The following is a 26,577-nucleotide window of genomic DNA, read 5'->3' on the forward strand; positions in this document are numbered from 1 at the left end:
CCGTCAGCGTACGCGGCGGGCTACTGCGAGACGTCCGCTCCGAAGTACTTCTCGGAGATCGACGCCAGCGTGCCGTCGGCGCGGAGGTCGGCGAGTGCCGTGTCGACCGCGGTCACGAGGTCGTCGCTGCCCTTGCGGAAGACGAGCGCGCTGAGCGACGGGTCGTCGGTCTCGGCGGCCACCTGCAGGTCCGAGTCGCGCTGCTGCTTCTGGTAGTCGAGGAGGGTGAGGCGGTCGTTGATCGTCGCGTCGACGCGGCCCTGCTGGAGGAGCGTCACCGCCTGGGCGAAGCCCTCCACGGCCTCGACCTTGGCGCCGCTCTGCGTGGCGAGGTCGTTCCAGTTGCTGGTGAGCGACTGCGCGGTGGTCTTGCCGGCGAGGTCGGCGAAGGAGCTGATGCCCGAGTCGGAGCCCTTGACGATGATGACGCCGGGCGACACCGTGTACGGCTCGGAGAAGTCGTAGACCGTCGTGCGCTCGTCCGTGATGGAGATCTGGTTGGCGATGACGTCCCAGCGCCCCGCCTCGAGGCCCGCGAAGATGCCGTCGAACTGGGTCTCCTCGAAGACCGGCTTCACGCCGAGCTTGCCGGCGACCGCGGTCGCGACCTCGACGTCGTAGCCCGTGAGGGCGCCGGAGCCGGACCCCTCGTGGAAGGAGAACGGCGAGTACGTGCCCTCGGTGCCGATGACGAGCTCGCCCTTGGCCTGCACGTCGGAGAGGCTCGTGGCGGCGGCCGGGGTGCCGGAGGCGCCGGGCGCGGACCCGCTGCCCGCGTCGCCCGAGGCGCAGCCCGCGAGGCCGAGGGCGGCCACGGCCAGGAGGCCGGTGAGGGCGAGGGACGGGCGGATGCGGGAGCGGAGCGTCATGGGGGTCCTTGCGGTCACGGCGGATCTCCGGGAGCGGGATCGCCTCGTGCGGGTGCTGTGCGCGGTGCTGCGGCGCGAGATGCCCGGAACCCGTCCGGTACGCCGACCGCCATGGTCTCAACGCCCTCGTCGTGTCGGTATTCCCATGTCGCCGGATGACGACGCCGCGTCATCGGCACGCCCCGGCGGCGACTAGAAGAGCGGCTCGGGATCCGTGCCGTCGCGGTCGTCGGGGATCGGCCCGATCTCGCCCTCGAGCTCCAGCAGGCGCAGGTTCACGACACGGTCGAGGGCCCGGCGGATGACGGGCGCGAGCGGCGCGAGCTCGCGTGCCATCGCCTGGTCCACCGCCTGCTGGATCTCCTCGTCGCGCTCCCCGTAGTCGACGAAGGCGGGCATGCCGAACGGGTGGTCGCGGTAGACCGGCCCGCGGGTCTCGCGGTAGAGCCGCTCGCGCGCGTCGCGGGCCGCCTCGGCGCGCGCGACCTCGAGGGCGGCGACGAGCGGGTGGATCGCCGTGTGGGGCGCGTCCCGCGGGATCGCCTCCTGGCCGGTGAAGACCGAGGCGTCGCACGCGGGGCAGGATCCGGATCCGCCGCCCGGCGCGGTCGAGGTCTCTGTCGCGTGGCGGAGGGCGTGCGCCCGCCACGCCAGGACCACGTCCTCCAGCATCCGCACGACGCCTCCTCGGGTCCCCGGGCGTCGGGGGCCGCCGGGTCCCGCCCACTGTATCGCCGCGATGGTGCGGCGCCCGGGAGCGCCGGGCGGGGCACGGAGGGCGCCGGGCGGGGCACGCCGGACCTGCCCGGGAACGAGGAAGGGCCCCGCCGGAGCGGGGCCCTTCTCATCGTGCGCTCACGCGCCGGCGGTCCTAGTTGTAGGTGCCGGGCGTGTAGTCGTCCGAGCTGAAGCTGTCGAAGTCGACGAAGCTCAGGTCGGACTCGTTGAACACCGACTCATCCGTGAAGATGCGGTTCGGGTAGCGCTCGGCCTTGGCCTCCTCCGTCGCGGTGACGGTAACGTCGCGGTACTTCGCGAGCCCCGTGCCGGCCGGGATCAGCTTGCCGATGATGACGTTCTCCTTGAGGCCCATCAGGGGGTCGGACTTGCCCTCCATGGCGGCCTGCGTGAGCACGCGGGTCGTCTCCTGGAAGGACGCGGCCGACAGCCACGACTCGGTCGCGAGCGAGGCCTTGGTGATGCCCATGACCTCCTGGCGGGCGGAGGCGGTCTTCTTGCCCTCCGTCAGCGTGGCGCGGTTGACCTCGTTGTAGCGGGCCCGGTCGACCAGCTCACCGGGGAGCAGGTCCGTGTCGCCGTGCTCGACGACCGTGACCTTGCGCAGCATCTGCCGCACGATGACCTCGATGTGCTTGTCGTGGATCGGGACGCCCTGCGAGCGGTAGACGCCCTGGACACCGCCCACGAGGTGCTTCTGCACCTCGCGCACGCCCTTGACCCGGAGGACCTCCTTCGGGTCGATGGCGCCGACGTGCAGCTGCTGCCCGAGCTCGACGTGCTGGCCGTCCTCGACGAGGAGGGTCGCGCGCTTGAGCACCGGGTAGATGTGCGGCTCGTCGCCGTTGTCCGGGGTCAGGATCACCTTGCGGCTGCGATCCGTGTCCTCGATCGTGATGCGACCGGCGGCCTCCGCGATGGGCGACGCACCCTTGGGGGTGCGGGCCTCGAAGAGCTCCTGCACGCGGGGCAGACCCTGCGTGATGTCGTCCGCCGATGCCACACCACCGGTGTGGAAGGTGCGCATCGTGAGCTGCGTGCCGGGCTCGCCGATCGACTGGGCCGCGATGATGCCGACGGCCTCGCCGATGTCGACGAGCTTGCCCGTGGCGAGCGAGCGGCCGTAGCAGGCCGCGCACACGCCGACGGCGGACTCGCACGTGAGGACCGAGCGCACCTTGATCTCGTGCACGCCGGCCGCGATCAGGTGGTCGATCATGACGTCGCCGACGTCGCTGCCCGCGGGGGCGACGACCTCGCCGGCCTCGTTGACCGCGTCGGCGGCCAGCGAGCGGGCGTACACCGAGTTCTCCACGTTGGAGTCGCGGACGGACGAGCCGTCGGCGGCCTTCGTGGCGATCGGCAGGTCGAGCCCGCGACCGGTGCCGCAGTCGTCCTCGCGGATGATGACGTCCTGCGACACGTCCACCAGACGACGGGTGAGGTACCCGGAGTCGGCGGTGCGCAGCGCGGTGTCGGCCAGTCCCTTGCGGGCGCCGTGGGTGGAGATGAAGTACTCCGCCACCGTCAGGCCCTCGCGGTACGAGTGGACGATCGGGCGGGGGATGATCTCGCCCTTCGGGTTCGACACGAGGCCGCGCATGCCGGCGATCTGGCGGACCTGCATCCAGTTGCCTCGTGCCCCGGAGGACACCATGCGGTTGATGTTGTTGTCGGCGGGGAGGTTGTCCTCCATCGCCTTCGCGACCTCGGCCGTGGCCTTGTTCCAGATCTCGATGAGCTCCTGACGACGCTCGGCGTTCGTCGTGAGGCCCTTCTCGAACTGGCCCTGGACCTTGGCGGCCTGCTTCTCGTAGCCCGACAGGATGGCCGCCTTGGTGGGCGGGGTCAGCACGTCGGAGAGCGCGACCGTGACGCCGGAGCGCGTGGCCCAGTAGAAGCCCGCGTCCTTGATCCGGTCGAGCGCAGCAGCGACCTCCACCTTCGGGTACCGCTCCGCGAGGTCGTTGACGATCTCGGAGAGCTTGCCCTTGTCGGCGACGGCCTCGATGTAGGGGTAGTCGACGGGCAGGGTCTCGTTGAACAGCGCGCGACCGAGGGTGGTCTCGAGCAGCACGGGACCGACCGTCTTGCCCTTCTCGTCGAGCTCGACGCCCTCGGGCGCCTCGCCCTCGCCGAAGTAGATGTCGTGCAGGCGGATGCGCACCTTGGCGTTGAGGTCCAGCGAGAGCTGGTCCTTCGCCAGGATGGCCTCGGCCACCGAGCTGAACGCGCGACCCTCACCGGCGACGCCCTCCTTGAGGGTGGTCAGGTGGTGCAGGCCGATGATCATGTCCTGCGTGGGCAGGGTGACCGGGCGTCCGTCCGACGGCTTGAGGATGTTGTTCGAGGCGAGCATCAGGATGCGCGCCTCGGCCTGGGCCTCGACCGACAGGGGCAGGTGGACGGCCATCTGGTCGCCGTCGAAGTCCGCGTTGAACGCGGCGCAGACGAGCGGGTGCAGCTGGATGGCCTTGCCCTCCACGAGCTGGGGCTCGAACGCCTGGATGCCCAGACGGTGGAGCGTGGGCGCGCGGTTGAGCAGCACGGGGCGCTCGCGGATGATCTCCTCGAGCACGTCCCAGACCTGTCCGCGGCTGCGCTCAACCATGCGCTTGGCGGCCTTGATGTTCTGGGCGTGGCTCAGGTCGATCAGGCGCTTGATGACGAACGGCTTGAACAGCTCGAGCGCCATCTGCTTGGGCAGACCGCACTGGTGCAGCTTGAGCTGCGGTCCGACGATGATGACCGAGCGGCCCGAGTAGTCCACGCGCTTGCCGAGCAGGTTCTGGCGGAACCGGCCCTGCTTGCCCTTCAGCATGTCGCTGAGGGACTTGAGCGCGCGGTTGCCGGTGCCCGTGACGGGACGACCGCGGCGGCCGTTGTCGAAGAGCGCGTCGACGGCCTCCTGCAGCATGCGCTTCTCGTTGTTGACGATGATCTCGGGGGCGCCGAGATCCAGCAGACGACGGAGGCGGTTGTTGCGGTTGATCACGCGGCGGTACAGGTCGTTCAGGTCGCTGGTCGCGAAGCGGCCTCCGTCGAGCTGCACCATGGGGCGCAGCTCCGGCGGGATGACCGGGACGACCTGCAGCACCATCGCGGCCGGCGAGTTGCCGGTGGCGAGGAAGGAGCTGACGACGCGCAGGCGCTTGATGGCGCGGATCTTCTTCTGGCCCTTGCCGGTGGCGATCTGCTCGCGGAGCAGCTCCCCCTCGGCCTCGAGGTCGAAGGCCTCCAGGCGCTTCTGGATCGCCTCGGCGCCCATGTGGGCCTCGAAGTAGATGCCGAAGCGGTCCTGCAGCTCGTGGAAGACGGCGTCCTCGGGCTTGAGCTCGCCGACCTTGAGGCTGCGGAACTCCTCCCAGACGCGCTCGAGGCGGGAGATGTCCTCGTCGAACGCCTTGCGCGTCTGACCCATCTCCTTCTCGGCGCCGTCCTTCGCGCGGCGCTTCTGGTCGCTCTTGGCGCCCTCGGCCTCCAGCGCGGCCAGGTCGGTCTCGAGGCGCCCGAGGCGCTCCGCGATCTGGCTGTCGCGCTGGTCCTGCAGGGTCTTGATCTCGAGCCGGAGCTCGTTCTCGAGGCCGGGCATGTCCTCGTGGCGAGCATCCTCGTCCACGCTGATCACCATGTAGGCGGCGAAGTAGATGACCTTCTCGAGGTCCTTCGGCGCCATGTCGAGCAGGTAGCCGAGGCGCGACGGGACGCCCTTGAAGTACCAGATGTGCGTGACGGGCGCGGCGAGCTCGATGTGGCCCATGCGCTCGCGGCGGACCGCGGACTTGGTGACCTCGACGCCGCAGCGCTCGCAGACGATGCCCTTGAAGCGCACCCGCTTGTACTTGCCGCAGGAGCACTCCCAGTCGCGGCTGGGTCCGAAGATCTGCTCTCCGAAGAGGCCGTCCTTCTCGGGCTTCAGCGTGCGGTAGTTGATGGTCTCGGGCTTCTTGACCTCACCGTGCGACCAGCGGCGGATGTCGTCGGCCGTGGCCAGGCCGATCCGCAGCTCATCGAAAGTTGTTACGTCGAGCAATTTTCCTTCTCTCCTTGGAAAGCTTCGAGTCGAAAGTCTTGAGCGGGCTTAGATGTCGTCGATGCTGGACGACTCGAAGCGGGTGGAGATGTTGATGCCGAGCTCCTCCGCCGCGCGGAAGACCTCGTCATCCGTGTCGCGCAGGCTGACCGCCTGGCCGTCCGCCGAGAGGACCTCGACGTTCAGGCAGAGGGACTGCATCTCCTTGATCAGGACCTTGAAGGACTCGGGGATACCCGGTTCCTGGATGTTCTCGCCCTTGACGATGGCCTCGTACACCTTCACGCGGCCGAGGATGTCGTCCGACTTGATGGTGAGGAGCTCCTGCAGCGCGTACGCGGCGCCGTAGGCCTCGAGCGCCCAGACCTCCATCTCGCCGAACCGCTGGCCGCCGAACTGGGCCTTACCGCCCAGGGGCTGCTGCGTGATCATCGAGTAGGGACCCGTCGAGCGCGCGTGGATCTTGTCGTCCACCAGGTGGTGCAGCTTCAGGATGTACATGTAGCCGACCGAGACGGGCTCGGGGAACGGCTCGCCGGAGCGGCCGTCGAACAGGCGCGTCTTGCCGCTGGATCCGATGAGGCGGTCGCCGTCGCGGGTGACCGTCGTCGAGTCGAGCAGGCCGGCGATCTCCTCCTCGAGCGCTCCGTCGAACACCGGGGTGGCGACCTTCGTGCCGGCCGGGGCCTGGCGCGCGTGGTCCGGCAGGCGCTCGGCCCACTTCGGCTTGCCCTCGACCTCCCAGCCCTGCTTGGCGATCCACCCGAGGTGGGTCTCCAGGACCTGGCCGAAGTTCATGCGGCCGGGGATGCCGAGCGGGTTGAGGATGACGTCCACCGGGGTCCCGTCGGCGAGGAACGGCATGTCCTCGACCGGCAGGATCTTGGAGATGACGCCCTTGTTGCCGTGACGGCCGGCGAGCTTGTCGCCCTCGGTGATCTTGCGCTTCTGCGCGATGAACACCACGACGCGCTGGTTGACGCCCGAGCCGAGCTCGTCGTCGCCGTCCTGCGAGTCGAAGACCTTGACGCCGATGATCGTGCCCTGCTCGCCGTGGGGCACCTTCAGGGACGTGTCGCGGACCTCGCGGCTCTTCTCGTTGAAGATCGCGCGCAGCAGGCGCTCCTCGGCGCTGAGCTCGGTCTCGCCCTTCGGCGTGACCTTGCCCACGAGGATGTCGCCGGGGCGGACCTCGGCGCCGATGCGGATGATTCCGCGCTCGTCGAGGTCGGCGAGCAGCTCCGGGCTGACGTTGGGGAGGTCGCGGGTGATCTCCTCCTTGCCGAGCTTGGTGTCGCGCGCGTCGACCTCGTACTCCTCGATGTGGATGGAGGAGAGGGTGTCGTCCTTGACCAGGTTCTGGCTCAGGATGATCGCGTCCTCGAAGTTGTGGCCCTCCCACGGCATGAACGCGACGAGCAGGTTCTTGCCGAGCGCGAGCTCGCCGTTCTCCGTGGCGGGGCCGTCGGCGATGACCTCGCCGGCCTCGATGCGGTCGCCGGCCGAGACCAGGACGCGGTGGTTGTAGCTCGTGCCCTGGTTGGAGCGGTCGAACTTGCGCAGGTAGTAGGTCTGCGTGCCGCCCTCGTCGAGCTGGATGGTGACGACCTCGGCCGACACCTCCTGCACGACGCCCGACGCATCGGCGGTGAGGACGTCGCCGGCGTCGATCGCCGCGTAGCCCTCCATGCCGGTGCCGACGAGCGGGCTCTCGCTGCGCAGCAGCGGGACGGCCTGACGCTGCATGTTCGCGCCCATGAGGGCCCGGTTCGCGTCGTCGTGCTCGAGGAAGGGGATGAGCGAGGTCGCGACCGACACCATCTGGCGCGGGGAGACGTCCATGTAGTGGACGTTCTCCTTCGCGACGAGCTCCACCTCACCGCCCTTGGGGCGGACGAGGACGCGGTCCTCCGCGAAGCGGAAGTCCTTCGTGAGGGGCGCGTTGGCCTGGGCGACGAGGAACTCGTCCTCCTCGCTGGCCGTGAGGTAGTCGATCGTGTCCGTGACCACGCCGTCGACGACGCGACGGTACGGGGTCTCGATGAAGCCGAACGAGTTGATGCGGGCGAACGACGCCAGCGAGCCGATCAGGCCGATGTTCGGGCCCTCAGGGGTCTCGATGGGGCACATGCGGCCGTAGTGCGACGGGTGGACGTCGCGGACCTCGACGCCGGCGCGCTCACGGGACAGACCACCCGGGCCGAGCGCCGACAGGCGGCGCTTGTGTGTGAGACCCGCGAGCGGGTTGTTCTGGTCCATGAACTGCGACAGCTGGCTCGTGCCGAAGAACTCCTTGATCGCGGCGACGACGGGGCGCACGTTGATCAGGGTCTGCGGCGTGATGGCCTCGATGTCCTGCGTGGTCATGCGCTCGCGGACGACGCGCTCCATGCGGGAGAGGCCGGTGCGCACCTGGTTCTGGATGAGCTCGCCGACCGCGCGGATGCGGCGGTTGCCGAAGTGGTCGATGTCGTCCACGTCGAGACGCAGCTCGACGGGCTTGCCGTCGCGCGTGCCGTTCATCTTGGTCTCGTTCGCGTGCAGCGAGACGAGGTACTTGATGGTCGCGAGGATGTCCTCGACCGTCAGCACCGAGTCGGTGAGCTGCTTGTCGATGCCGAGCTTGCGGTTGATCTTGTAGCGACCCACCTTCGCGAGGTCGTAGCGCTTCGGGTTGAAGTAGAAGTTGTCGAGCAGCGCGCGGGCGGCCTCGGCGGCGACCTGCTCGCCGGGACGGAGCTTCCGGTAGATGTCCTTGAGGGCCTCCTCCTTGGTGAGGATGGAGTCCTTCTCGAGCGTGAGCTCGATGGACGCGACGCCCTTGAACTCCTCGAGGATCTGCTCGCTCGTGAGGCCGAGGGCCTTGAGGAACACGGTGACCGACTGCTTGCGCTTGCGGTCGATGCGCACGCCGACCTGGTCGCGCTTGTCGATCTCGAACTCGAGCCAGGCGCCGCGAGACGGGATGACGCGGGCGGAGTAGATGTCCTTGTCGGAGGTCTTCTCCTGCTGGCGCTCGAAGTACACGCCGGGCGAGCGGACGAGCTGGGACACGACGACACGCTCGGTGCCGTTGATGATGAACGTCCCCTTCTCCGTCATGAGGGGGAAGTCGCCCATGAAGACCGTCTGGGTCTTGATCTCACCCGTGAGGTGGTTCATGAACTCGGCCTCGACGTAGAGCGGAGCGGAGTAGGTCTTGCCGCGTTCCTTGCACTCGTCGATGGAGTACTTCTGCTCCTCGAGGTACGGGTTGGTGAACCCGAGCTGCATGGTCTCGCCCAGGTCCTCGATGGGGGAGATCTCCTCGAAGATCTCCTCGAGGCCCGAGTTGAGCGCCAGGTCGGTGCGACCCTGCTTGGTGCCCTCCTCGACGCGCCGCTTCCAGACGTCCGAGCCGACGAGCCAGTCGAAGCTCTCGGTCTGCAGGGCGAGCAGGTCGGGGACGGTGAGGGTGTCAGTGATCTTCGCGAACGAGAGCCGCGATGCGTCGCGACCGTTCTGGGGAGTGGGAGTTGCGTTGCGCGCAGCAGCCAAGGAAATTACCTCCGTGGGCCCCGTCGGGCTCCGATGTCGTCGATACGCCGAGACCGACCCGGGACGTGACCCGTGCCGATCCTGATGGAGTTGCTCGCCACACCTCGCGGGATGGGCTCGGGATGGACCCGAGCGCACACGATGACCGACCGCAATATGAAGGCAAAAGGGAGTGGGAGCGCAAAGGATCACCATACGGGTCGCGACGCGCCATGTCCAGCGGAATCTTGCATCCTCGGCGTGTCTCGGTGTATAACGTCCGGCTGCCCTGCCGCGCGGACCCTTCGTCCGCGTAGCGTCGGGGCATGAGCGCACCCTGGCACGTGTCCCCCGGCGGCCCCTCGCACGTGCACGTGGCGGGCGACGTGGAGATCCGGAAGGCCTCCGTCGGGCCCATGGACAACGACGCCTACCTCCTCACCGACCTCGACTCCGGCGAGCGCCTGCTCGTCGACGCCGCGGCCGACGTCGACCGCCTGCTGGCGCTCGTGGCGGAGCCCGGTCCCGTGGGCCGCCTCGCCGTCGTGGTCACCACCCACGGCCACGCGGACCACCACGGCGCGCTCGCGGCCGTGTCCGACGCGACCGACGCGTCGTCCGCCGTCGGCGACGCGGACGCGGCCGACCTGCCCGTCGACGCCGACCGGCGCCTCGCGCACGGCGACGAGGTGGCGGTCGGCGGCGTGACGCTCGAGGTCGTCGCGCTCCGCGGGCACACCCCGGGGAGCGTCGCGCTCGTCCTCGAGCCGGGCGACGGGAGCACGCACCTGTTCACGGGCGACTCGCTCTTCCCGGGCGGCGTGGGGAGCACGCAGGGCGACGCCGACCGGTTCCGGCAGCTGATGGACGACGTCGAGGAGCGGATCTTCGCCCGCTTCCCCGACGACGCGCACGTGCACCCCGGCCACGGCGACTCGACGACGCTCGGCGCGGAACGCGGATCCCTGGCCGCCTGGCGCACGCGCGGCTGGTGACGGGTCGGCCGCCCACCCCGACCGCGCGCGAGGTGGGCGCCTAGGCTGAGGAGATGCCCGAGCACCCGTCGACCGTCCTGTCCCTGAGCGGGCACCGGGCCGTCATCGAGCCCGACCGGTTCGTCCCGGGCGCCTACCAGCTCGTGGTCGACGGGACGCCCCAGTCCCACGTCAACATGGACGACCCGGGCGAGCTGTTCTTCGAGTACGTGCAGCGCATGGGCCACGTCATCGACCTGATCGGCGACCCGGGCCAGCCCGTGACCGCGCTGCACCTCGGCGCCGGCGCGCTCACCATCCCGCGGTACGTCGAGGCGACCCGGCCCGGATCCCGCCAGCAGGTCATCGAGCTCGAGCAGGACCTCGTGGAGCTGGTGCGCGAGCACCTGCCGTGGTCGCGGAAGGCCTCCATCCGGCTGCGCTACGGGGACGCGCGCGAGGTCATGGGGCGGCTGCCGCAGGGGCTCCGCGGATCCGTCGACCTCGTCGTGGTGGACGTCTTCAGCGGCGCCCGCACGCCCGCCCACATCACGAGCCGCGACTTCTACGCGGAGGCCGCCGCGTTCCTCGCGCCCGGCGGGATCATGACGGTCAACGTCGCCGACGGGCACGGCCTCCGGTTCGCCCGCGGCCAGGCCGCGACCATCCAGGACGTGCTGCCGCACGTGGCCGCGCTCGCCGAGACGCAGGTGCTCAAGGGACGGCGGTTCGGCAACGTCGTGTTCGCCGCGTCCGCCACCCCGCTGCCGCTCGACTTCGTGCCCCGCCTGCTCGCGGGCGGTCCCCATCCCGCCAAGGTCGTCGAGGGCCGCGAGCTCGCCGACTTCATCGCGGGCGCCTCCGTCGTCACCGACGCGACCGCCGTCCCGTCCCCCTCCCCCGCCCGCAGCATCTTCCAGACGAAGCCCTGACCGGGCTCCCCCGGGCATCGACGCCCGCCGATCCACCGGAGTCACCATGAACCGCCGCTCCCGCACCCGCCCGGCGCGCGTCGCCGCCGTCGCATTCGCCGCCCTCGTCGCGCTGACGGGCTGCACCACCGACGACGGCGCGCCCGTGGACGTGCGGGCCACGGAGCCACCCGCGCCCTCCCCCACCAGCACGGACGCGGACCCGGCCGGCGTCGCGCCGTCCGGCACGCCGACCGCGCTCGCATCCGACCTCGTGTCGCCGTGGTCCATCGCCGAGCTGCCGTCGGGATCCCTCCTCGTCAGCGAGCGCGACACCTCGCGCATCGTGGAGGTGCTGGCCGACGGGACGGCGCGGGTCGCCGGCACGATCGCGGGCGTGGGGCCGCAGGGCGAGGGCGGGCTGCTCGGGATCGCGGTGCGCGTGCTGGACGGCGGCACGCAGCTCTACGCGTACTTCACGAGCTCCACCGACAACCGCATCGTGCGCATGGACGTGACGGGCGGGCCGGGGTCGCTCGGGCTCAGCGCGGCCGAGGACATCGTGACGGGGATCCCCCGCGACACCACCCACGACGGCGGCCGCATCGCGTTCGGCCCCGACGGCATGCTCTACGCGACCACCGGCGACGCCAACCTCCGCGACGCCGCGCAGGATCCGATCTCGCTCGCGGGCAAGATCCTCCGCCTCACGCCCGACGGGCAGGGACCGGCGGACAACCCGACGCCGGGATCGCCCGTGTACTCGATGGGACACCGCAACCCGCAGGGGATCGCGTGGGACGCGGCGGGGAACCTCTGGGCGGCGGAGTTCGGCCAGGACACGTGGGACGAGCTGAACCTCATCGAGCCCGGCGGGAACTACGGCTGGCCGGTCGTGGAGGGCGCGACGGACGACCCCGCCGACGACGCGTACATCGACCCGGTCCGCCAGTGGGCCACCGACGACGCGAGCCCGAGCGGCATCGCGATCACCGGCGACACGATCTTCATGGCCGGCCTCGGCGGCCAGCGCCTCTGGGTGATCCGGCCGGGCGCGGTGGTCACCGACCCGATCCCCGACGACCGCGTGACCGAGTTCTACACGCGCGAGTTCGGGCGGATCCGCGACGTGCAGGCGGCGCCCGACGGCTCGCTGCGCATGCTCACCGGCAACACCGACGGCCGCGGGACGCCGCGCGCCGGCGACGACCAGCTGCTCCGCGTCGAGCTCATGCCGATCCAGGCGGGATAATCTCGTCCTGTGACAGGCACCGCGATCATCATCGGCTACGACAGGGACACCCTCCGGGAGAAGGTGGACCTGCGGGCGGCCGGCGAGCGGCTGGACGAGCTGGAGGCCCTCAGGAGCCTCTCCGCCATCACCGAGAAGGTCGCGCTGCTGCGCATGCTGGGCCGGCTCGACGAGGCCTGGGACATGGCGAACGCGGCCGTCCGCCAGGCGCGCTTCACGGGCGACCGGGAGACGCTGCTCGCGTGCCGCATCCGCCGCGCGCAGGTGCAGCAGTACCAGGGCAAGCTCGACATCGCGCTGCAGGACCTCGGCGGCTGCGTCGACGAGGCCCGCGCTCACGAGTGGTACGCGCTGGAGGCGTTCGCGCTCCAGCACCGCGGCAAGGTGCACTTCGACCGGGGCGACTACCGCCTCGCGCTCTCCGACTTCGAGGACGCGTACACGCTCCGCACCCGCGAGGGCCTGCCGAGCGACCAGCTGGAGAGCTCGGCGCTCGCGATCGACGTCGCCAAGGAGCGCATCGCCGCCCAGCCCGCGTGATGGGCTCCCCCCGACCCCGGCACCGGACGGCCGACCGTGGCTGACCTCGCCCGGGTGCGGATCTGGGCCGAGGCCCTGATCGCGCTCCACCTCGACCCGTCGTGGACCTTCGCGTTCGACCACGCCCGCACGCGCGCGGGCGCCTGCCACTACGGCGACAGGCGGATCACCGTCTCGCGGCACCTGGCGGGCCGGTTCGAGGACGACGAGATCCACCAGGTGCTGCTGCACGAGGTCGCGCACGCGCTCGCCGGATCCCGCGCGGGCCACGGCCCGAGGTGGAAGGCGACGGCCGCCGAGCTCGGCTACGAGGGGTCGCGGCTGCACTCGGGCGCCGTCGCCGAGGAGCTCGCGCCCTGGGTGGGCGCCTGCCCGGCGGGCCACGCCCACTTCCGCTACCGGAAGCCGACCCGGCCGCTCGCCTGCGGGCTGTGCTCGAAGCGGTTCGACGCGGCGCACCTCATCGCGTGGACGAAGCGCGAGGTGCCGTCGGGGGCCGCCCCGGCCGCTGCTCGGCGCGAGGGCGCCGCGTGAGCCGGGCGCCGGGATCCGAGCGGCCGACGGGCCAGTGGATCACCGACCCCGACGGGCTGCGCTGGTTCCTCGACACGGGAGCCGTGAGCCTCGACCTCGCCTACACGGGCGCGCTGGGGGATCCGGAGCCGCGCGAGGCGCTGCCCGACGCGGCCGCCCTCGGCGCGTGGCTGAGCGAGCACCTCGCGCCCGTGTCGGAGCCGGGCGAGCGCGACCTCGCGGACGCCCGCACGCTCCGGCAGGCGATCGGCGACATCGCGGCGGCCATCGCCGACGGCGGCGAGCCCGCGCCGCGCGACATCGACGTCCTCAACCTCTACGCGGCGACGCCCGACCTCCCGCCGACGCTCGGCGGCGGATCCCGCCAGGCCGGCCGCGCGCTCGCCCGGCCCGCGCAGGCGCTCGCGTCGGCGGCGCGCGACGCGGTGGCGGTGTTCGGGGCCGGATCCGAGCGGATCCACCGCTGCTCGGCCGACGACTGCACCGTGCTGTACCTCGACACCACGCGCTCGGGCACGCGGCGCTGGTGCTCCATGCGCCGCTGCGGCAACCGCGCCAAGGTGCGCGCCCACCGGGCCAGGCAGCTGCGGGAGCGGCGGACGGGAATCCCGGCGCGGGTGGCGCCCGTGCGTCCCGCGCTCGCGTCCGCCCCCGCGGACGACGACGGCCCGGGAGCCTGAGCCCCCGGGCCGTGCCTGCGGATCCGCGTCACTCGCCGACGCGGACCTCCTTCCAGAACGCGACGTAGCCGCTGTAGTCCTTGCCCACGCGGTCGAACGACGACGGGATGGGCGTCGGGTACGACCACGCGCGGTCCTGCAGCACGGTGTCGCCGTCCTTGACGGAGAAGTACTGCGTGTCGCCCTTCCACGGGCAGTGGTACGGCGTGGCGGTCTCGGCGAGCAGCGACATGTCGACGCTGGCGGGCGGGAAGTACCAGTTGCCCTCGATCTCGATGAGCTCGTCCTTCGGGGCCTCGGCGACGGTGACGCCGTTGATGACTGCCTTCATGTGATGACCTTCCGGTTGCGTGGCGTCGTCACGGGGGCGGCGCCTGATGCCCAGGGGAACACGCGCTCCTGGGTGCCCATTCCGAGAGGACGTCACGCGGATGCCGCGGCCCGCGCGCGGCCTCAGGCGTCGCGGTGGAGGCGGTGCACGACGACGTCGGCCGGGCCCGCGGCGAGCGCCTCGGCCACCAGGCCGTCGTGGCCCGCGGCGTCGAGCCGGCGCGCGGCGACGCTCGCGGTGATCAGGTGCCCGACGGCCGGCCGGAGCTGCTGGTACGCGGCGCACGCGACGGCGGCCTCGGGCGACGTCGCGTCGATCCCGAGCGCGGCGAGCGCGTCGACCACGGCGCCCGCGGCGAGCTGGTCCTCGGCGCCCGCGCGCCAGGATCCGTCGGCCTCGACCGTGCCGGCGGCGACGACGGCGACGTACGCGCGGCGGCCGAGGGCGGTCTGGAGGGCGAGGATCCAGTCGGCGACGGCCGGGGCGTCCGCGAGGCCGGCGCTCACCACGGCGGGCCGGGCCGGCATGCTCGCGAGGACCTCGTCGCGGCGGGCGGCCGTGGGCGGCGGGACGGAGGGCAGGGCGTCGACCCAGACGATGACGTCGGCCCCGGCGGCGATGCGGCGGGCGCCGGCCACGCCGCCGTCGAACCGGACCTGGTAGCGGGCCTGCGTCGACGGGTCGGGGTGTGCGGCGTCAGCGGAGGAGGTCACGATGGAGATGCTACGGGCGCCCACGGGCCGGATCCTCCGCGGATGACGCGGCGCGACGGCTCGGGCGCCCCACGGCGCATGGCCTGGCGGATCACCTCGAAGTCGTCGCGCGTGATCTCGAGGAGCCCCGGCGCGAGCTTCCTGCCCCACTCGAGGGAGTCGCGGGTGAAGTCGAGCACGGGCACGAGGGGGCGGATGGGCGCGTCGACCGCGCCGAGGTCCCAGTCCATCCGCCGTCGCCACGGCCGCCACTCGCCCACGCGGCCCTGGTACGGCGCGGCGTCGGCGACCCGGCCGATGGCGGTGAAGGAGCGCAGGAGCGGTCCGTCGGGGTACGACTCGCGCGGCGAGTAGTAGACGAAGCCGTCCGCCTCGCCCAGCCGCTCGACCGGCTCGCGGGCGCCGCGGTTGACCTGCGCGATGCCGAGGTCCAGGCCGTCGAGCACGCGGTCGCGCGAGACGACGCCCACCCAGTACCTGATCATGTCCGTCCCATCCTGTCCCACGGCGGCCGGCCGCCGGGCGCGCCCAGCCGGGCGGAGCACACTGGGGGCATGCGCGTGCTGCTGAAGACCATCCTCGACTGCGATCCCGACGCCGCCTGGCGCGCGCTCCACTCGCCCACCGTGATGCGGGAGGTCGCGGGCCCGCTCGTCGACTTCGTGCCGCTGCAGGACGGCGGCTTCCCCACGAGCTGGGACGGCCGCGAGCACGTCGCGGCGATGCAGACGGGGCCGTTCACGGCCGGGCGGCAGAGCATCCGCCTGCGGGACATGAGGCCCCGCGTCGACGGCGTGCGCATCGTGCGCGACGACGGCCACGGGCTCTCGGGTCTCATGGCGATCCCCACGAGCATGCGGCACAGCATGGCCGTCTCGGCGGATCCGGCTGGTCCCGACGCCGACGGCCGCGTGAAGACGCTCTTCCGCGACCAGCTCGAGTTCGAGGCCGGCCTCCTCGGCCCCGCGATGTGGCCGACCTTCTGGGCGTTCTGGCAGTGGCGCGCGTTCCGCCTGCGCCAGCTCGCGCCGACGTGGGCGTACGACCCGCAGCCCGCCGCACGCGACGACGACGCGGGCGTGTCCGCCGCCTGACGCCCGCCCGGACCGCCCGGCGCCCCGCGTCGCCCGACGCGTACGGTGGGCCCATGCCGTCCGCCGTCACCGCCCTCCACGTCGCCGACTGGCGCCGCCGCACCCACGAGATGTACGCGGAGGTGCGCTGGGTCGCGCGGACGGATCCCGCGGCCGCGCACGCGCTCTGGCGCCGCACGCGCGACGACATGTTCCGCAGCCACCCGGCGACGCCGCTCCTGCCCGAGCACCGCGCGGACTTCGACCGGCTCGAGGTCGTGGACTACGACCCGGCGTGGCGGTTCGAGCTGGAGATCCACGACGACCGCGGCGAGGAGCGCCACGAGGTCGAGACGGGCACCGACGGCGTCGTGCCGTTCGAGCTGCTCGGATCCGTGCACCTGCCCGCCGCCGACGGACGCGAGGCCGGCAGCCTCGACGTCTGGCGCCTCGCGAGCTACGGCGGCGGCCTGCACCTGCCCGTGAAGGACGCGTCGCACCGGCGGGAGGGCGGCACCTACGGGGGCGGCCGCTACCTGCTCGACACCGTGAAGGGATCCGACCTCGGAGCGGGCGCGCCGGGCTCGATCGTCGTCGACCTCAACTTCGCCTACAACCCGTCCTGCGCCTACGACCCGGCCTGGGCCTGCCCCCTCGCGCCCGCCGGCAACGTGCTCGGCTTCGAGGTCCCCGTGGGCGAGATGGGCTTCTCCCCGGCCTGACCTGCTATGGTGGGTCCACTTGCGAGCACATCATCGTGCTCCCTGCGTCGAGAGAACGCGTTCCCTCCTCGCCCCGATCAGATCGCCGCACCGGCCGACGGGGTCGAGTGACATCTTTCTTTTGGCGAACGGATGCGCCCATCGGCGCCTTCGCCATCCTCCGCTTCCGTGCGTCTCACGCACATCCCGAGAACGCACACCGGGGCGGACCCCTGCCTGGAAGGCAACTCCCCCGCATGACCACTGACACCTTCGGCGCGCTCGGCGTGCCCGCTCCCCTCGTCTCCGCCCTCACGGCGAACGGCATCACGACGCCGTTCCCCATCCAGGTGGACACGCTCCCCGACACCCTGAACGGCCGCGACGTGCTCGGCCGCGGCAAGACGGGCTCCGGCAAGACCCTGGCGTTCGCCATCCCGATGATCGCGCGCCTCGGCGGCGGCCTCGCCGGCGGCCGTCGCCGCCCGGGCCGCCCGCTCGGCCTCATCCTCGCGCCGACCCGCGAGCTCGCCACGCAGATCACCGCCGCCATGGCGCCGCTCGCGGAGGCGTACAACCTGACCACCACCACGATCTTCGGCGGCGTCTCGCAGCAGCGCCAGGTCGCGGCCCTCAAGGCCGGCGTCGACGTGGTCGTGGCCTGCCCCGGCCGCCTCGAGGACCTCATGAAGCAGGGCTTCGTGAACCTCGACGCCGTGGAGATCACCGTCCTCGACGAGGCCGACCACATGGCCGACCTGGGCTTCCTGCCCGTCGTCACGCGGATCCTCGACAAGACCCCGAACACCGGCCAGCGCATGCTGTTCTCGGCCACGCTCGACAACGGCGTGGACAAGCTCGTCCGCCGCTACCTGCACGACCAGGTGCTGCACTCCGTCGACGAGGCGAACTCGCCCGTCGCCGCCATGACGCACCACGTGTTCGAGACGACCGACGTCGAGTCGAAGCGCCTCCTCGTGCAGAAGCTCGCGTCCGGCTCCGGCCGCCGCATCCTCTTCATGCGCACCAAGCACCACGCCAAGAAGCTCGCGAAGCAGCTCACCGACGCGGGCATCCCGTCGGTGGACCTGCACGGCAACCTCTCGCAGGTGGCCCGCGACCGCAACCTCGCGGCGTTCTCCGCGGGCGACGTCAAGGTCCTCGTGGCCACCGACGTCGCGGCGCGCGGCGTCCACGTCGATGACATCGAGCTCGTGATCCACGTCGACCCGCCGGCCGAGCACAAGGCGTACCTGCACCGCTCGGGCCGCACGGCGCGCGCGGGCTCCGCGGGCGACGTCGTCACGATCATGCTGCCGGCGCAGCGCAAGGACGTGCAGCTCCTGATGCGCAAGGCCGACATCCACGTCACGCCGCAGCAGGTCACCGAGTCCTCCCCCGCCGTGGCCGAGCTGACGGGCGCCGTCGCGGCGTACGTGAAGCCCGCGCCGCGCGAGACGAAGTCGGTCCGCGAGACCACCCAGCGCCAGTCGCAGGGCGGCCGCGCGAACGGCGGCGGACGCTCGCAGGGCGCCAACGCGCAGCGCAAGCGCGCGGCTCGCGACGGCGCGCCCGTCGGCGGCGGTCGCCGTGACGGCGCCGCGTCGGGTCGCCGCGACGGCGCCGCCTCGGGCGGACAGCGCGGCGGCGGCACGCCCCGCACGTTCAGCACCTCCTCCGAGGGCTTCGGCGGCGGCTCGTCCGTCGCCCCCGCGCGTCCCCGTCAGGAGCGCCCCGCGGCGTCCGGCGGCGCCGCGGCCGGCGGTCGTGCGCGCACGCACCGCCGCGTCTCCAGCGGACGCTAGACCGCACGGCGCCCAGCGCGCGCCGGCCTGGCATCGAGGGCCCCCGTCCACGGACGGGGGCCCTCCGTCGTCCACGGACGGGGGCTTCCGTCGTGCCGGGAGAGACACACGACGACGCGTCCGTGCCCCGAGTCTCCACAGCTGAGGCAGAGCCTGGGGACGGTCGGGCGGACGCCCGGCGGCATCCGGTTACGGTGAGCCAATGACTCGCGCCGCCCTCGCCACCCGTGGCCCGTACCGCAAGGGCGTGGAGCGCAGGGAGCTCCTCATCCGCACCGCCATCGAGGTGTTCGCCGAGCAGGGATACCGCAGCAGCTCGCTGCGCGAGATCGCGTCCCGGGCGGAGATCACGCCCGCCGGCCTGCTGCACCACTTCAGCGGCAAGGAGGAGCTGCTGCTCGCCGTGCTCGAGCGCCGCGAGGAGCGCCTCGCCGCCGCCATCGAGCTGCACCGCCCGCGCAGCGTCGCGGAGCACGCGGCCGTGGTCATCGCCGACGGGGAGCAGAGCGCCTGCCTCACGCGCGTCATCGCCGTCGTCTCGTCGGAGGCGTCGGCCGCCGGCCACCCGCTGCACCAGCTCTTCCGCGAGCGCCGCGCCCGCGAGCTCGAGCGCATCACGTCGGGCGTCCTCGTCGACCAGGCCCGCGGGCTCATCGACCCCCACCTCGACCCGGCCGCCGCGGCCGCCGTCGTGCTCTCCGCCATGGACGGCCTGCACGTGCAGCGCTGCTACGGCGTCGGGGCCGGCGCGAGCCAGGCCTTCGAGGACCTCCGCCGGCACTACCTCGAGCCGCCGGAGTTCGCGGAGCGGGCCGCGGCCGTCTGACCCGGGCCGTCCGGACCGGCGAGCCGGTCGGGACCCCTACGGCAGGACGCCCACCGAGGCGAGGGCCGCGCGGAGGAGCGCGCCGCGGCCGCCCTCCATGTCGGCCGAGACCGCGTCCGAGGCCGCCTCCTCGGGCGTCATCCACGTGATCTCGAGGGCGTCCTGGCGCGGATCGCACGTGCCCGTCACGGGCACCACGTACGCGAGCGACACGGCGTGCTGCCGGTCGTCGGTGTACGGGCTGGCGCCGGGGAACGGGAAGTACTCGGCGACCGAGAAGGGCGTCGGGCTCGCGGGCAGCTGCGGGAACGCCATCGGACCCAGGTCCTTCTCGAGGTGGCGGAAGAGCGCGTCGCGCAGGGTCTCGCCGTACATGACGCGGCCGGAGACGAGCATGCGCGTCATCTGCCCGGTGACCGTGGCGCGCAGCAGCACCCCGATGTCCTTCACCCGCCCCATGCCGTCGACCCGCACGGGCACGGCCTCCACGTAGAGGAGGGGCAGCCGCTGCCGGATCTGCGCGAGCTCCACGTCCGACAGCCAGCCGGAGTTCGGGTCGGGGATGTTCGGGTCCGGGGTGCGAACGGTCATGGTCCATTGTCACCCACGGCCGGAGCGCGGCGGCCACCCGGCGCGCGGACCGGCTGCCAGGGGCGGATGCGAGGATGGGCGCGCCGGACGACCCCGCGTCCGCGCATCCGCCGCCGCCCGGCCCGTCGACGAGGACACCCGTGACCGCTCTCCCGCTGGATCCCGACGCCGTCCTCTGGTCGGCCTCCTCCGCCGAGCTGGCCGACCGGCCGCTGCTCGTGCTGCTGCACGGCTTCGGATCGCACGAGGGCGACCTCTTCGGGCTGTCGCCGTACCTGCCGCTCGGGCCGGTGGTCGCGTCGCTGCGGGCGCCTCTCCCCTTGCAGGGCGGGTTCGCGTGGTTCCCGATCGTGCCCGGATCCACCGGCGACCCGGATCCCGATGCCGCCGACGCCGCCGCGCAGGGCGTGCTCGACTGGCTCGACGCGCTGCCCGTGCGGCCGCGGTCGGTGGGCCTCCTCGGCTTCAGCCAGGGCGGCGCGACCGCGCTCCAGCTGCTGCGGCTCGCGCCCGGCCGGTTCTCGTACGCGGTGCAGCTCAGCGGGTTCGCCGTGCGCGGCGCGCACGCGGGCGACGCGGCGCTGGCGGCCGCGCCGACGCCGGTCTTCTGGGGGCGCGGCACCGCCGACCAGGTGATCCCCGACGAGGCCGTCGCGCGCACCGCCGCCTGGATCGGCGACCACACCGCCCTCACCGAGCGCATCTACGAGGACCTGCCGCACTCGGTCTCGGCGCCGGAGCTGCGGGACGTGTCGGCGTTCATCCGGGAGCACGCGGGCTGAGGCCCGCCCGGCCCGGCCGGTTGTCGGGGGTCCGGAGGAGGATGGGCAGATGGATCCCGTCCTCGCGCGCTTCTCCCCGGCCACCCGGGAGTGGTTCCAGGGCGCGTTCCCCGGCCCCACCGCGGCGCAGGTGGGCGCGTGGGAGGCCGTGCAGAAGGGGTCGCACGCGCTCGTCGTGGCGCCCACCGGGTCCGGCAAGACGCTCGCGGCGTTCCTGTGGTCCATCGACCGGCTCGCGTCGCGGCCCGCGCCGGAGGATCCGATGCGCCGCACGCGCGTCCTCTACATCTCGCCGCTCAAGGCGCTCGCGGTCGACGTGGAGCGCAACCTCCGCTCGCCGCTCGTGGGCATCGTGCAGACGGCGAAGCGGCTGGGAGCCGAGCCGCCCGAGGTCACGGTGGGCGTGCGCTCCGGCGACACCCCGGCGGCCGATCGGCGTTCGCTCGCGAAGACGCCGCCGGACATCCTCATCACCACGCCCGAGTCGCTGTTCCTCATGCTCACGTCCGCCGCGCGCGAGACGCTCGCGGGGGTCGAGACGATCATCGTCGACGAGGTGCACGCGGTCGCGGCCACCAAGCGCGGCAGCCACCTCGCGCTCTCGCTCGAGCGGCTCGACGCGCTGCTGGAGAAGCCGGCGCAGCGGATCGGCCTGTCGGCCACCGTGCGGCCGCCCGAGGAGGTGGCGCGGTTCCTCGGCGGGCGCTCGCCCGTGACCATCGTGTCGCCGAAGAACACCAAGGAGTTCGACCTGCGCGTCATCGTCCCGGTCGACGACATGACCGAGCTCGGCACCACAGCGCCGCTGGAGGGCTCGGCGGCGCAGGGGGACGCGCCGCAGCAGGGATCCATCTGGCCGCACGTGGAGGAGGGCATCGTCGACCTCGTGCTCCAGCACACGTCGTCCATCGTCTTCACGAACAGCAGGCGGCTGGCGGAGCGGCTCACGGCGCGGCTGAACGAGATCTACGCGACGCGCATGGAGGACGGGCGCATCGACGCGGCGGGGAACGCCGTAGCGGGCGGGTCCGCGGCGGGTTCCGCGACGGCCGACGCCGTGCCCGTGCTCGCGGGCGCCGCGGCCGGATCCGGGTCGTCGCGGCCCGTCGACGCCACCGCCTTCTCGGCCACGCGCCGCAGCGCCGCACGTCCGCCCGCCGAGGTCATGGCGCAGGCCGGGAGCACGGAGGGCGCGGATCCGGTGCTCGCGAAGGCGCACCACGGATCCGTCTCGAAGGAGCAGCGCGCGCTCATCGAGGACGACCTGAAGTCCGGCCGTCTCCGCTGCGTGGTCGCCACCTCCAGCCTCGAGCTCGGCATCGACATGGGCGACGTCGACCTCGTCGTGCAGGTGGAGGCGCCGCCGTCGGTCGCGAGCGGGCTGCAGCGCGTCGGCCGCGCCGGGCACCAGGTGGGCGAGGTCTCGCGCGGCGTCATCTTCCCCAAGCACCGGGCCGACCTCATCCACTCGGCCGTGGCCGCCGAGCGCATGGCGAGCGGGCAGATCGAGTCGCTGCGCGTGCCCGCGAACCCGCTCGACGTGCTCGCGCAGCAGACCGTCGCGGCCGTCGCGCTCGAGCCGCTGGGCGTCGAGGAGTGGTTCGACGTCGTCCGGCGGAGCGCGCCGTTCGCGACCCTGCCGCGCTCCGCGTATGAGGCCACGCTCGACCTGCTGAGCGGCCGCTACCCGTCCGACGAGTTCGCGGAGCTGCGGCCCCGCATCGTGTGGGACCGCGACGAGGGCACCATCGAGGGGCGGCCGGGCGCGCAGCGGCTCGCGGTCACCTCCGGCGGCACCATCCCGGACCGGGGCCTCTTCGGCGTGTTCATGGTGGGCGAGAAGGCGTCGCGCGTGGGCGAGCTCGACGAGGAGATGGTCTACGAGTCGCGCGTCGGGGACGTGTTCGCGCTGGGGGCGACGAGCTGGCGGATCCAGGAGATCACGCACGACCGCGTGCTCGTCACGCCGGCGTTCGGCGAGCCCGGCAAGCTGCCGTTCTGGAAGGGCGACGGGCTCGGCCGGCCGCTGGAGCTGGGGCGCGCCATCGGGGCGTTCGTGCGGGAGCTGTCCGGATCCGCGGTCGACGACGCCCGGGCGCGCGCCGGCCGCGTGGGCCTCGACGACCGCGCCGTGAACAACCTGCTCGCGTTCCTCGGCGACCAGAAGAAGGCCACCGGCCACGTGCCGAACGACCGCACCCTCGTGGTCGAGCGCTTCCGCGACGAGCTCGGCGACTGGCGCGTGGTGCTGCACTCCCCCTACGGGATGCAGGTGCACGCGCCGTGGGCGCTCGCGGTGGGCGCGCGGGTCACCGAGCTGTACGGCATCGACGGCGCGACCATGGCCAACGACGACGGCATCGTCGTCCGCATCCCCGAGACCGACGGCGAGCCGCCGGGGGCCGACCTGTTCGTGTTCGAGCCGGACGAGCTCGACGCCATCGTCACGCGCGAGGTCGGCGGATCCGCCCTGTTCGCGTCGCGCTTCCGGGAGTGCGCCGCCCGCGCGCTCCTGCTGCCGCGGTACAACCCGGGCCGCCGCTCGCCGCTCTGGCAGCAGCGCCAGCGCGCCTCCCAGCTGCTCGACGTGGCGCGGAAGTTCCCCGCGTTCCCGATCGTGCTCGAGACCGTGCGCGAGGTGCTGCAGGACGTCTACGACCTGCCCGCGCTCACGTCGCTCGCGAAGGACATCGAGGCGCGGCGCATCAGGATCGTCGAGACCACCACGGAGGACGCGTCGCCGTTCGCGCGCAGCCTCCTGTTCAGCTACGTCGGCGCGTTCATGTACGAGGGCGACAGCCCGCTCGCCGAGCGTCGGGCCGCCGCGCTCTCGCTCGACGCGGGGCTGCTGTCCGAGCTGCTGGGGCGGGCGGAGCTGCGCGAGCTGCTGGATCCGGCGGTCATCGCGCGCACCGAGCTGGAGCTGCAACGGCTCGCGCCGGACCGCCGGGCGAAGGGGCTCGAGGGGGTCGCCGACCTGCTGCGCATCCTCGGGCCGCTCGACGCTGAGGAGGTCGCCGCGCGCCTCGAGCCCGAGGAGGCCTCGTCCGCCGCCGACCACCTCGACGCGCTCGTCGCGGGCAAGCGCGCGCTGCGCGTCTCGTTCGGCGGGCAGCCGCGCGTCGCCGCCATCGAGGACGCGAGCCGCCTGCGCGACGCCCTCGGGGTGCCGCTGCCCATCGGCACGCCGCTCGCGTTCGTCGAGCCCGTGGCGGATCCGCTCGGCGACCTCGTCGGCCGGTACGCGCGCACGCACGGCCCCTTCACCATCGCGGACGCGGCCACCGGCATCGGCCTCGGATCCGCCGTCATCGCCGACACCCTCGCCCGGCTCGGCGCCCAGCGGCGCGTGGTCGAGGGCGAGTTCCGGCCGGGCGCCTCGGGCAGCGAGTGGTGCGACGTCGAGGTGCTGCGGCGCCTGCGCAGCCGGTCGCTCGCGGCGCTCCGCAGCGAGGTCGAGCCGGTCGAGCGGGCCGCGTACGCGCGGTTCCTCCCCGCGTGGCAGCACGTGGCGGGCGCCGAACGCGAGCGCGGGCTCCGCGGGGTCGACGGCGTGCTGCAGGTCATCGAGCAGCTCGCGGGCGCGCCCGTGCCCGCCTCCGCGTGGGAGACGCTCGTGCTGCCCGCCCGGGTGCGCGACTACTCGCCCGCCTTCCTCGACGAGCTCACGTCCACGGGCGAGGTCATCTGGTCGGGGGCCGGCACGCTCGCGGGTGCCGACGGCTGGGTCAGCCTGCACCTCGCCGACCAGGTCGCGCTCACGCTGCCCGAGCCCGACGCGCACGACACCGACGAGCTGCAGCGCGAGATCCTCACCACGCTCGGCACGGGCGGCGGCTACTTCTTCCGGCAGCTGAGCGACGCCGTCGGATCCACGGACGACACGGCGCTCGTCACCGCGCTGTGGGACCTCGTGTGGGCGGGCCTCGTCACGAACGACACGCTCTCGCCGCTGCGGTCGCTGCTCGCGGGCGGATCCACGGCGCACAAGACGCCGCAGCGCGCGCCGCGCGGGCGGATGTACCGGGGCGGGCGCATGCCGCGGCCCGACATGCCCACGCGCACGGGACCGCCGACCGCGGCCGGGCGCTGGTCGATCGTGCCGCTCGCCGAGACCGACGCGACCGTGCGCGCGGCCTCCACGGCCGAGCTGCTGCTCGAGCGGTACGGCGTGGTCACGCGCGGATCCGTGATGACCGAGCGCGTGCCCGGCGGCTTCGCACTCACCTACAAGGTGCTCGCCGGGTTCGAGGACACGGGTCGCGCCCGACGCGGGTACTTCATCGAGACGCTGGGGGCGGCGCAGTTCTCCACGGGCGGCACGGTGGATCGGCTGCGCGGGTTCACGCGCGATCCGGACACGGGCGAACGGCCGCTGGTCGCGCTGACCCTCGCGGCCACGGATCCGGCCAACGCGTACGGGGCGGCGCTGCCGTGGCCGCGGCTCGACGGGTCGGGCGGCGGATCCGAGGCGGGCTCCGACGGGAGCGACGGCGGTGTGCCGGGCGCCGGGGATCCGGCCGGCCACGCGTCGTCCGCGATCGCGGAGTCCGGCAGCGTCGACGCGCGCGGTGAACGCCCCACCGGGCACCGCGCGGGCCGGAAGGCGGGCGCGCTCGTGGTCCTGGTCGACGGCGAGCTCGTGCTCTACGTGGAGCGCGGCGGGAAGACCGTGCTGCTCTTCGACGACGACGAGGCGGTGATCCGCGCGGCGGCCGAGTCGCTCGGCGGTATCGTCCGCCGCGGCGGGGTGGCGAAGCTCGCGATCGAGAAGGTGAACGGCGCGTTCATCCTCGGCACGCCGCTCGGCACCGCGCTCCAGGAGCACGGCTTCTCGGCGACGCCCCGCGGGCTGCGGATGCGGTCGTGAGCGGCGCCCCGGCGGCAGGAACCGCCCATGCCTGAGGGCGACACCGTCTACCGCACCGCCGCGCACCTGCACGAGGCCGTCGGCGGCCAGGTGCTCACGCGCAGCGACTTCCGGGTGCCGAAGTACGCCACGCTCGATCTCGCGGGCCGGGAGGTCGACGAGGTGGTGAGCGTCGGGAAGCACATCCTCCATCGCGTCGGCGACCTCACGATCCACAGCCATCTCAAGATGGAGGGCTCCTGGCACATCTACCAGCACGGCACCGCGTGGCGGCGGCCGGCGTTCGAGGCGCGCGTCGTGCTCGAGACGGCGGAGCGCGTCACGGTGGGGTTCTCGCTCGGGGTGCTCGAGGTGATCCCGCGCGACCAGGAGCACACGGTCGTCGGGCACCTGGGGCCGGACATCCTCGGGCCGGACTGGGGCGACGCGGCGGCCGAGGAGATCGTGCGGCGCATCTCCGCGCAGCCCGACCGGCCCATCGGCCTGGCGCTGCTCGACCAGCGGAACGCCGCCGGCATCGGCAACGTCTACCGGGCCGAGCTCTGCTTCCTGCGCGGCGTGCTGCCCACGCGGCCGGTCAGCGAGGTGCCCGACCTGCCGGCGATGATCGCGCTCGCGCGCCGCACGATGCGCGCGAACCGCGACCGCATCGAGCGCACCACCACGGGCGACCTCCGCCGGGGCCGCACCGACTGGGTCTACGGCCGCAAGGGCAAGCCGTGCCTGCGGTGCGGCACCCGCATCCAGCAGGGCCAGCTCGGCGATCCGGTGCGCCCCGGCATGGGCGCGCAGGACCGGGTCACCTACTGGTGCCCGCGCTGCCAGACCTGACGCGCGG

At 72.8% G+C, this 26,577-nt stretch carries 21 protein-coding genes; 13 read left to right on the top strand and 8 right to left on the bottom strand.

The features are described 5' to 3' along the window. Positions 1 to 20 precede the first annotated feature (20 nt). The 4 genes from ITJ40_RS10635 to rpoB form a co-directional block, all read right to left on the bottom strand. On the bottom strand, positions 21 to 869 hold the full coding sequence (locus ITJ40_RS10635) for an amino acid ABC transporter substrate-binding protein (RefSeq protein WP_194667051.1): 849 nt from the start codon (positions 867 to 869) through the stop codon (positions 21 to 23). A 192-nt stretch (positions 870 to 1,061) separates the two neighbouring features. After that, entirely contained in the window at positions 1,062 to 1,541 is a 480-nt protein-coding gene (locus ITJ40_RS10640; RefSeq protein WP_228512369.1) for a hypothetical protein, read from the bottom strand. A gap of 199 nt (positions 1,542 to 1,740) precedes the next feature. Then, positions 1,741 to 5,640 carry a DNA-directed RNA polymerase subunit beta' gene (locus tag ITJ40_RS10645; RefSeq protein WP_045929308.1) on the bottom strand — a complete coding sequence of 1,300 codons (3,900 nt, stop codon included), beginning with the start codon at positions 5,638 to 5,640 and terminating at the stop codon, positions 1,741 to 1,743. Between the two features lie 48 nt (positions 5,641 to 5,688). Further along, the gene (gene rpoB / locus ITJ40_RS10650) at positions 5,689 to 9,177 is read right to left on the bottom strand and encodes a DNA-directed RNA polymerase subunit beta (protein ID WP_194667053.1); all 3,489 of its coding nucleotides are present in this window, start codon (positions 9,175 to 9,177) and stop codon (positions 5,689 to 5,691) included. 305 nt (positions 9,178 to 9,482) lie between these two features. Here rpoB and ITJ40_RS10655 point away from each other — a divergent pair, with 305 nt between their 5' ends. Genes ITJ40_RS10655 through ITJ40_RS10680 form a run of 6 tightly spaced genes read left to right on the top strand, consistent with a single transcriptional unit; the run spans position 9,483 to position 14,047 of the window. Continuing rightward, complete coding sequence (locus ITJ40_RS10655) at positions 9,483 to 10,151, top strand: MBL fold metallo-hydrolase (RefSeq protein ID WP_194667054.1); 669 nt, start codon at positions 9,483 to 9,485, stop codon at positions 10,149 to 10,151. Positions 10,152 to 10,204: 53 nt separating this feature from the next. Continuing rightward, on the top strand, positions 10,205 to 11,062 hold the full coding sequence (locus ITJ40_RS10660) for a spermidine synthase (RefSeq protein ID WP_194667055.1): 858 nt from the start codon (positions 10,205 to 10,207) through the stop codon (positions 11,060 to 11,062). Between the two features lie 46 nt (positions 11,063 to 11,108). Beyond that, positions 11,109 to 12,293: a sorbosone dehydrogenase family protein gene (locus ITJ40_RS10665; RefSeq protein WP_194667056.1), complete on the top strand. Its 1,185-nt coding sequence runs from the start codon at positions 11,109 to 11,111 to the stop codon at positions 12,291 to 12,293. 9 nt (positions 12,294 to 12,302) lie between these two features. Continuing rightward, positions 12,303 to 12,833 (top strand): hypothetical protein, encoded by a 531-nt coding sequence (locus ITJ40_RS10670; RefSeq protein ID WP_043561078.1) that lies wholly within the window; start codon positions 12,303 to 12,305, stop codon positions 12,831 to 12,833. 36 nt (positions 12,834 to 12,869) lie between these two features. Beyond that, positions 12,870 to 13,367 carry a SprT-like domain-containing protein gene (locus ITJ40_RS10675; protein WP_194667057.1) on the top strand — a complete coding sequence of 166 codons (498 nt, stop codon included), beginning with the start codon at positions 12,870 to 12,872 and terminating at the stop codon, positions 13,365 to 13,367. Beyond that, on the top strand, positions 13,364 to 14,047 hold the full coding sequence (locus tag ITJ40_RS10680) for a CGNR zinc finger domain-containing protein (RefSeq protein WP_194667058.1): 684 nt from the start codon (positions 13,364 to 13,366) through the stop codon (positions 14,045 to 14,047). The genes ITJ40_RS10675 and ITJ40_RS10680 overlap by 4 nt, the downstream gene beginning before the upstream one ends. Before the next feature lie 28 nt (positions 14,048 to 14,075). On the opposite strand, the gene ITJ40_RS10685 is transcribed toward ITJ40_RS10680, so the two are convergent. From ITJ40_RS10685 to ITJ40_RS10695, 3 genes are all read right to left on the bottom strand, one after another. Continuing rightward, positions 14,076 to 14,378 (bottom strand): DUF427 domain-containing protein, encoded by a 303-nt coding sequence (locus ITJ40_RS10685; protein ID WP_194667059.1) that lies wholly within the window; start codon positions 14,376 to 14,378, stop codon positions 14,076 to 14,078. A gap of 122 nt (positions 14,379 to 14,500) precedes the next feature. Continuing rightward, positions 14,501 to 15,091, bottom strand: a complete 591-nt coding sequence (locus ITJ40_RS10690) for a 2-phosphosulfolactate phosphatase (RefSeq protein WP_194667060.1) — start codon at positions 15,089 to 15,091, stop codon at positions 14,501 to 14,503. Next, the gene (locus ITJ40_RS10695; protein WP_228512334.1) at positions 15,088 to 15,576 is read right to left on the bottom strand and encodes an EVE domain-containing protein; all 489 of its coding nucleotides are present in this window, start codon (positions 15,574 to 15,576) and stop codon (positions 15,088 to 15,090) included. The genes ITJ40_RS10690 and ITJ40_RS10695 overlap by 4 nt, the downstream gene beginning before the upstream one ends. 69 nt (positions 15,577 to 15,645) lie before the next feature. On the opposite strand from ITJ40_RS10695, the gene ITJ40_RS10700 reads away from it, so the two are divergent. The 4 genes from ITJ40_RS10700 to ITJ40_RS10715 all read left to right on the top strand — a co-directional run bounded on the left by ITJ40_RS10700 (position 15,646) and on the right by ITJ40_RS10715 (position 19,496). Next, a complete protein-coding gene (locus tag ITJ40_RS10700; protein ID WP_194667061.1) occupies positions 15,646 to 16,185 on the top strand; it encodes a hypothetical protein in 540 nt (179 codons plus the stop codon). A gap of 53 nt (positions 16,186 to 16,238) precedes the next feature. Continuing rightward, positions 16,239 to 16,886, top strand: coding sequence for a DUF1684 domain-containing protein (locus ITJ40_RS10705; RefSeq protein WP_194667062.1), 648 nt, complete (start codon positions 16,239 to 16,241; stop codon positions 16,884 to 16,886). A gap of 236 nt (positions 16,887 to 17,122) precedes the next feature. Beyond that, entirely contained in the window at positions 17,123 to 18,670 is a 1,548-nt protein-coding gene (locus ITJ40_RS10710; RefSeq protein WP_194667063.1) for a DEAD/DEAH box helicase, read from the top strand. A 202-nt stretch (positions 18,671 to 18,872) separates the two neighbouring features. Beyond that, positions 18,873 to 19,496 carry a TetR/AcrR family transcriptional regulator gene (locus ITJ40_RS10715; protein ID WP_194667064.1) on the top strand — a complete coding sequence of 208 codons (624 nt, stop codon included), beginning with the start codon at positions 18,873 to 18,875 and terminating at the stop codon, positions 19,494 to 19,496. A gap of 36 nt (positions 19,497 to 19,532) precedes the next feature. Here the strand turns inward: ITJ40_RS10715 and ITJ40_RS10720 are convergent, their stop codons facing one another. Next, on the bottom strand, positions 19,533 to 20,087 hold the full coding sequence (locus ITJ40_RS10720; protein WP_012297862.1) for an NUDIX hydrolase family protein: 555 nt from the start codon (positions 20,085 to 20,087) through the stop codon (positions 19,533 to 19,535). A gap of 140 nt (positions 20,088 to 20,227) precedes the next feature. On the opposite strand from ITJ40_RS10720, the gene ITJ40_RS10725 reads away from it, so the two are divergent. The 3 genes from ITJ40_RS10725 to ITJ40_RS10735 are packed head-to-tail and all read left to right on the top strand — an operon-like array spanning position 20,228 to position 26,570. Then, positions 20,228 to 20,869 (top strand): alpha/beta fold hydrolase, encoded by a 642-nt coding sequence (locus ITJ40_RS10725; RefSeq protein WP_194667065.1) that lies wholly within the window; start codon positions 20,228 to 20,230, stop codon positions 20,867 to 20,869. 49 nt (positions 20,870 to 20,918) lie between these two features. Then, positions 20,919 to 25,739, top strand: coding sequence for a DNA glycosylase AlkZ-like family protein (locus ITJ40_RS10730; RefSeq protein ID WP_194667066.1), 4,821 nt, complete (start codon positions 20,919 to 20,921; stop codon positions 25,737 to 25,739). 27 nt (positions 25,740 to 25,766) lie between these two features. Next, on the top strand, positions 25,767 to 26,570 hold the full coding sequence (locus ITJ40_RS10735; protein ID WP_194667067.1) for an Fpg/Nei family DNA glycosylase: 804 nt from the start codon (positions 25,767 to 25,769) through the stop codon (positions 26,568 to 26,570). Positions 26,571 to 26,577: the final 7 nt, after the last annotated feature.

The organism is Clavibacter sp. VKM Ac-2872, assembly GCF_015351105.1.
Classification (GTDB): Bacteria; Actinomycetota; Actinomycetes; order Actinomycetales; family Microbacteriaceae; genus Clavibacter.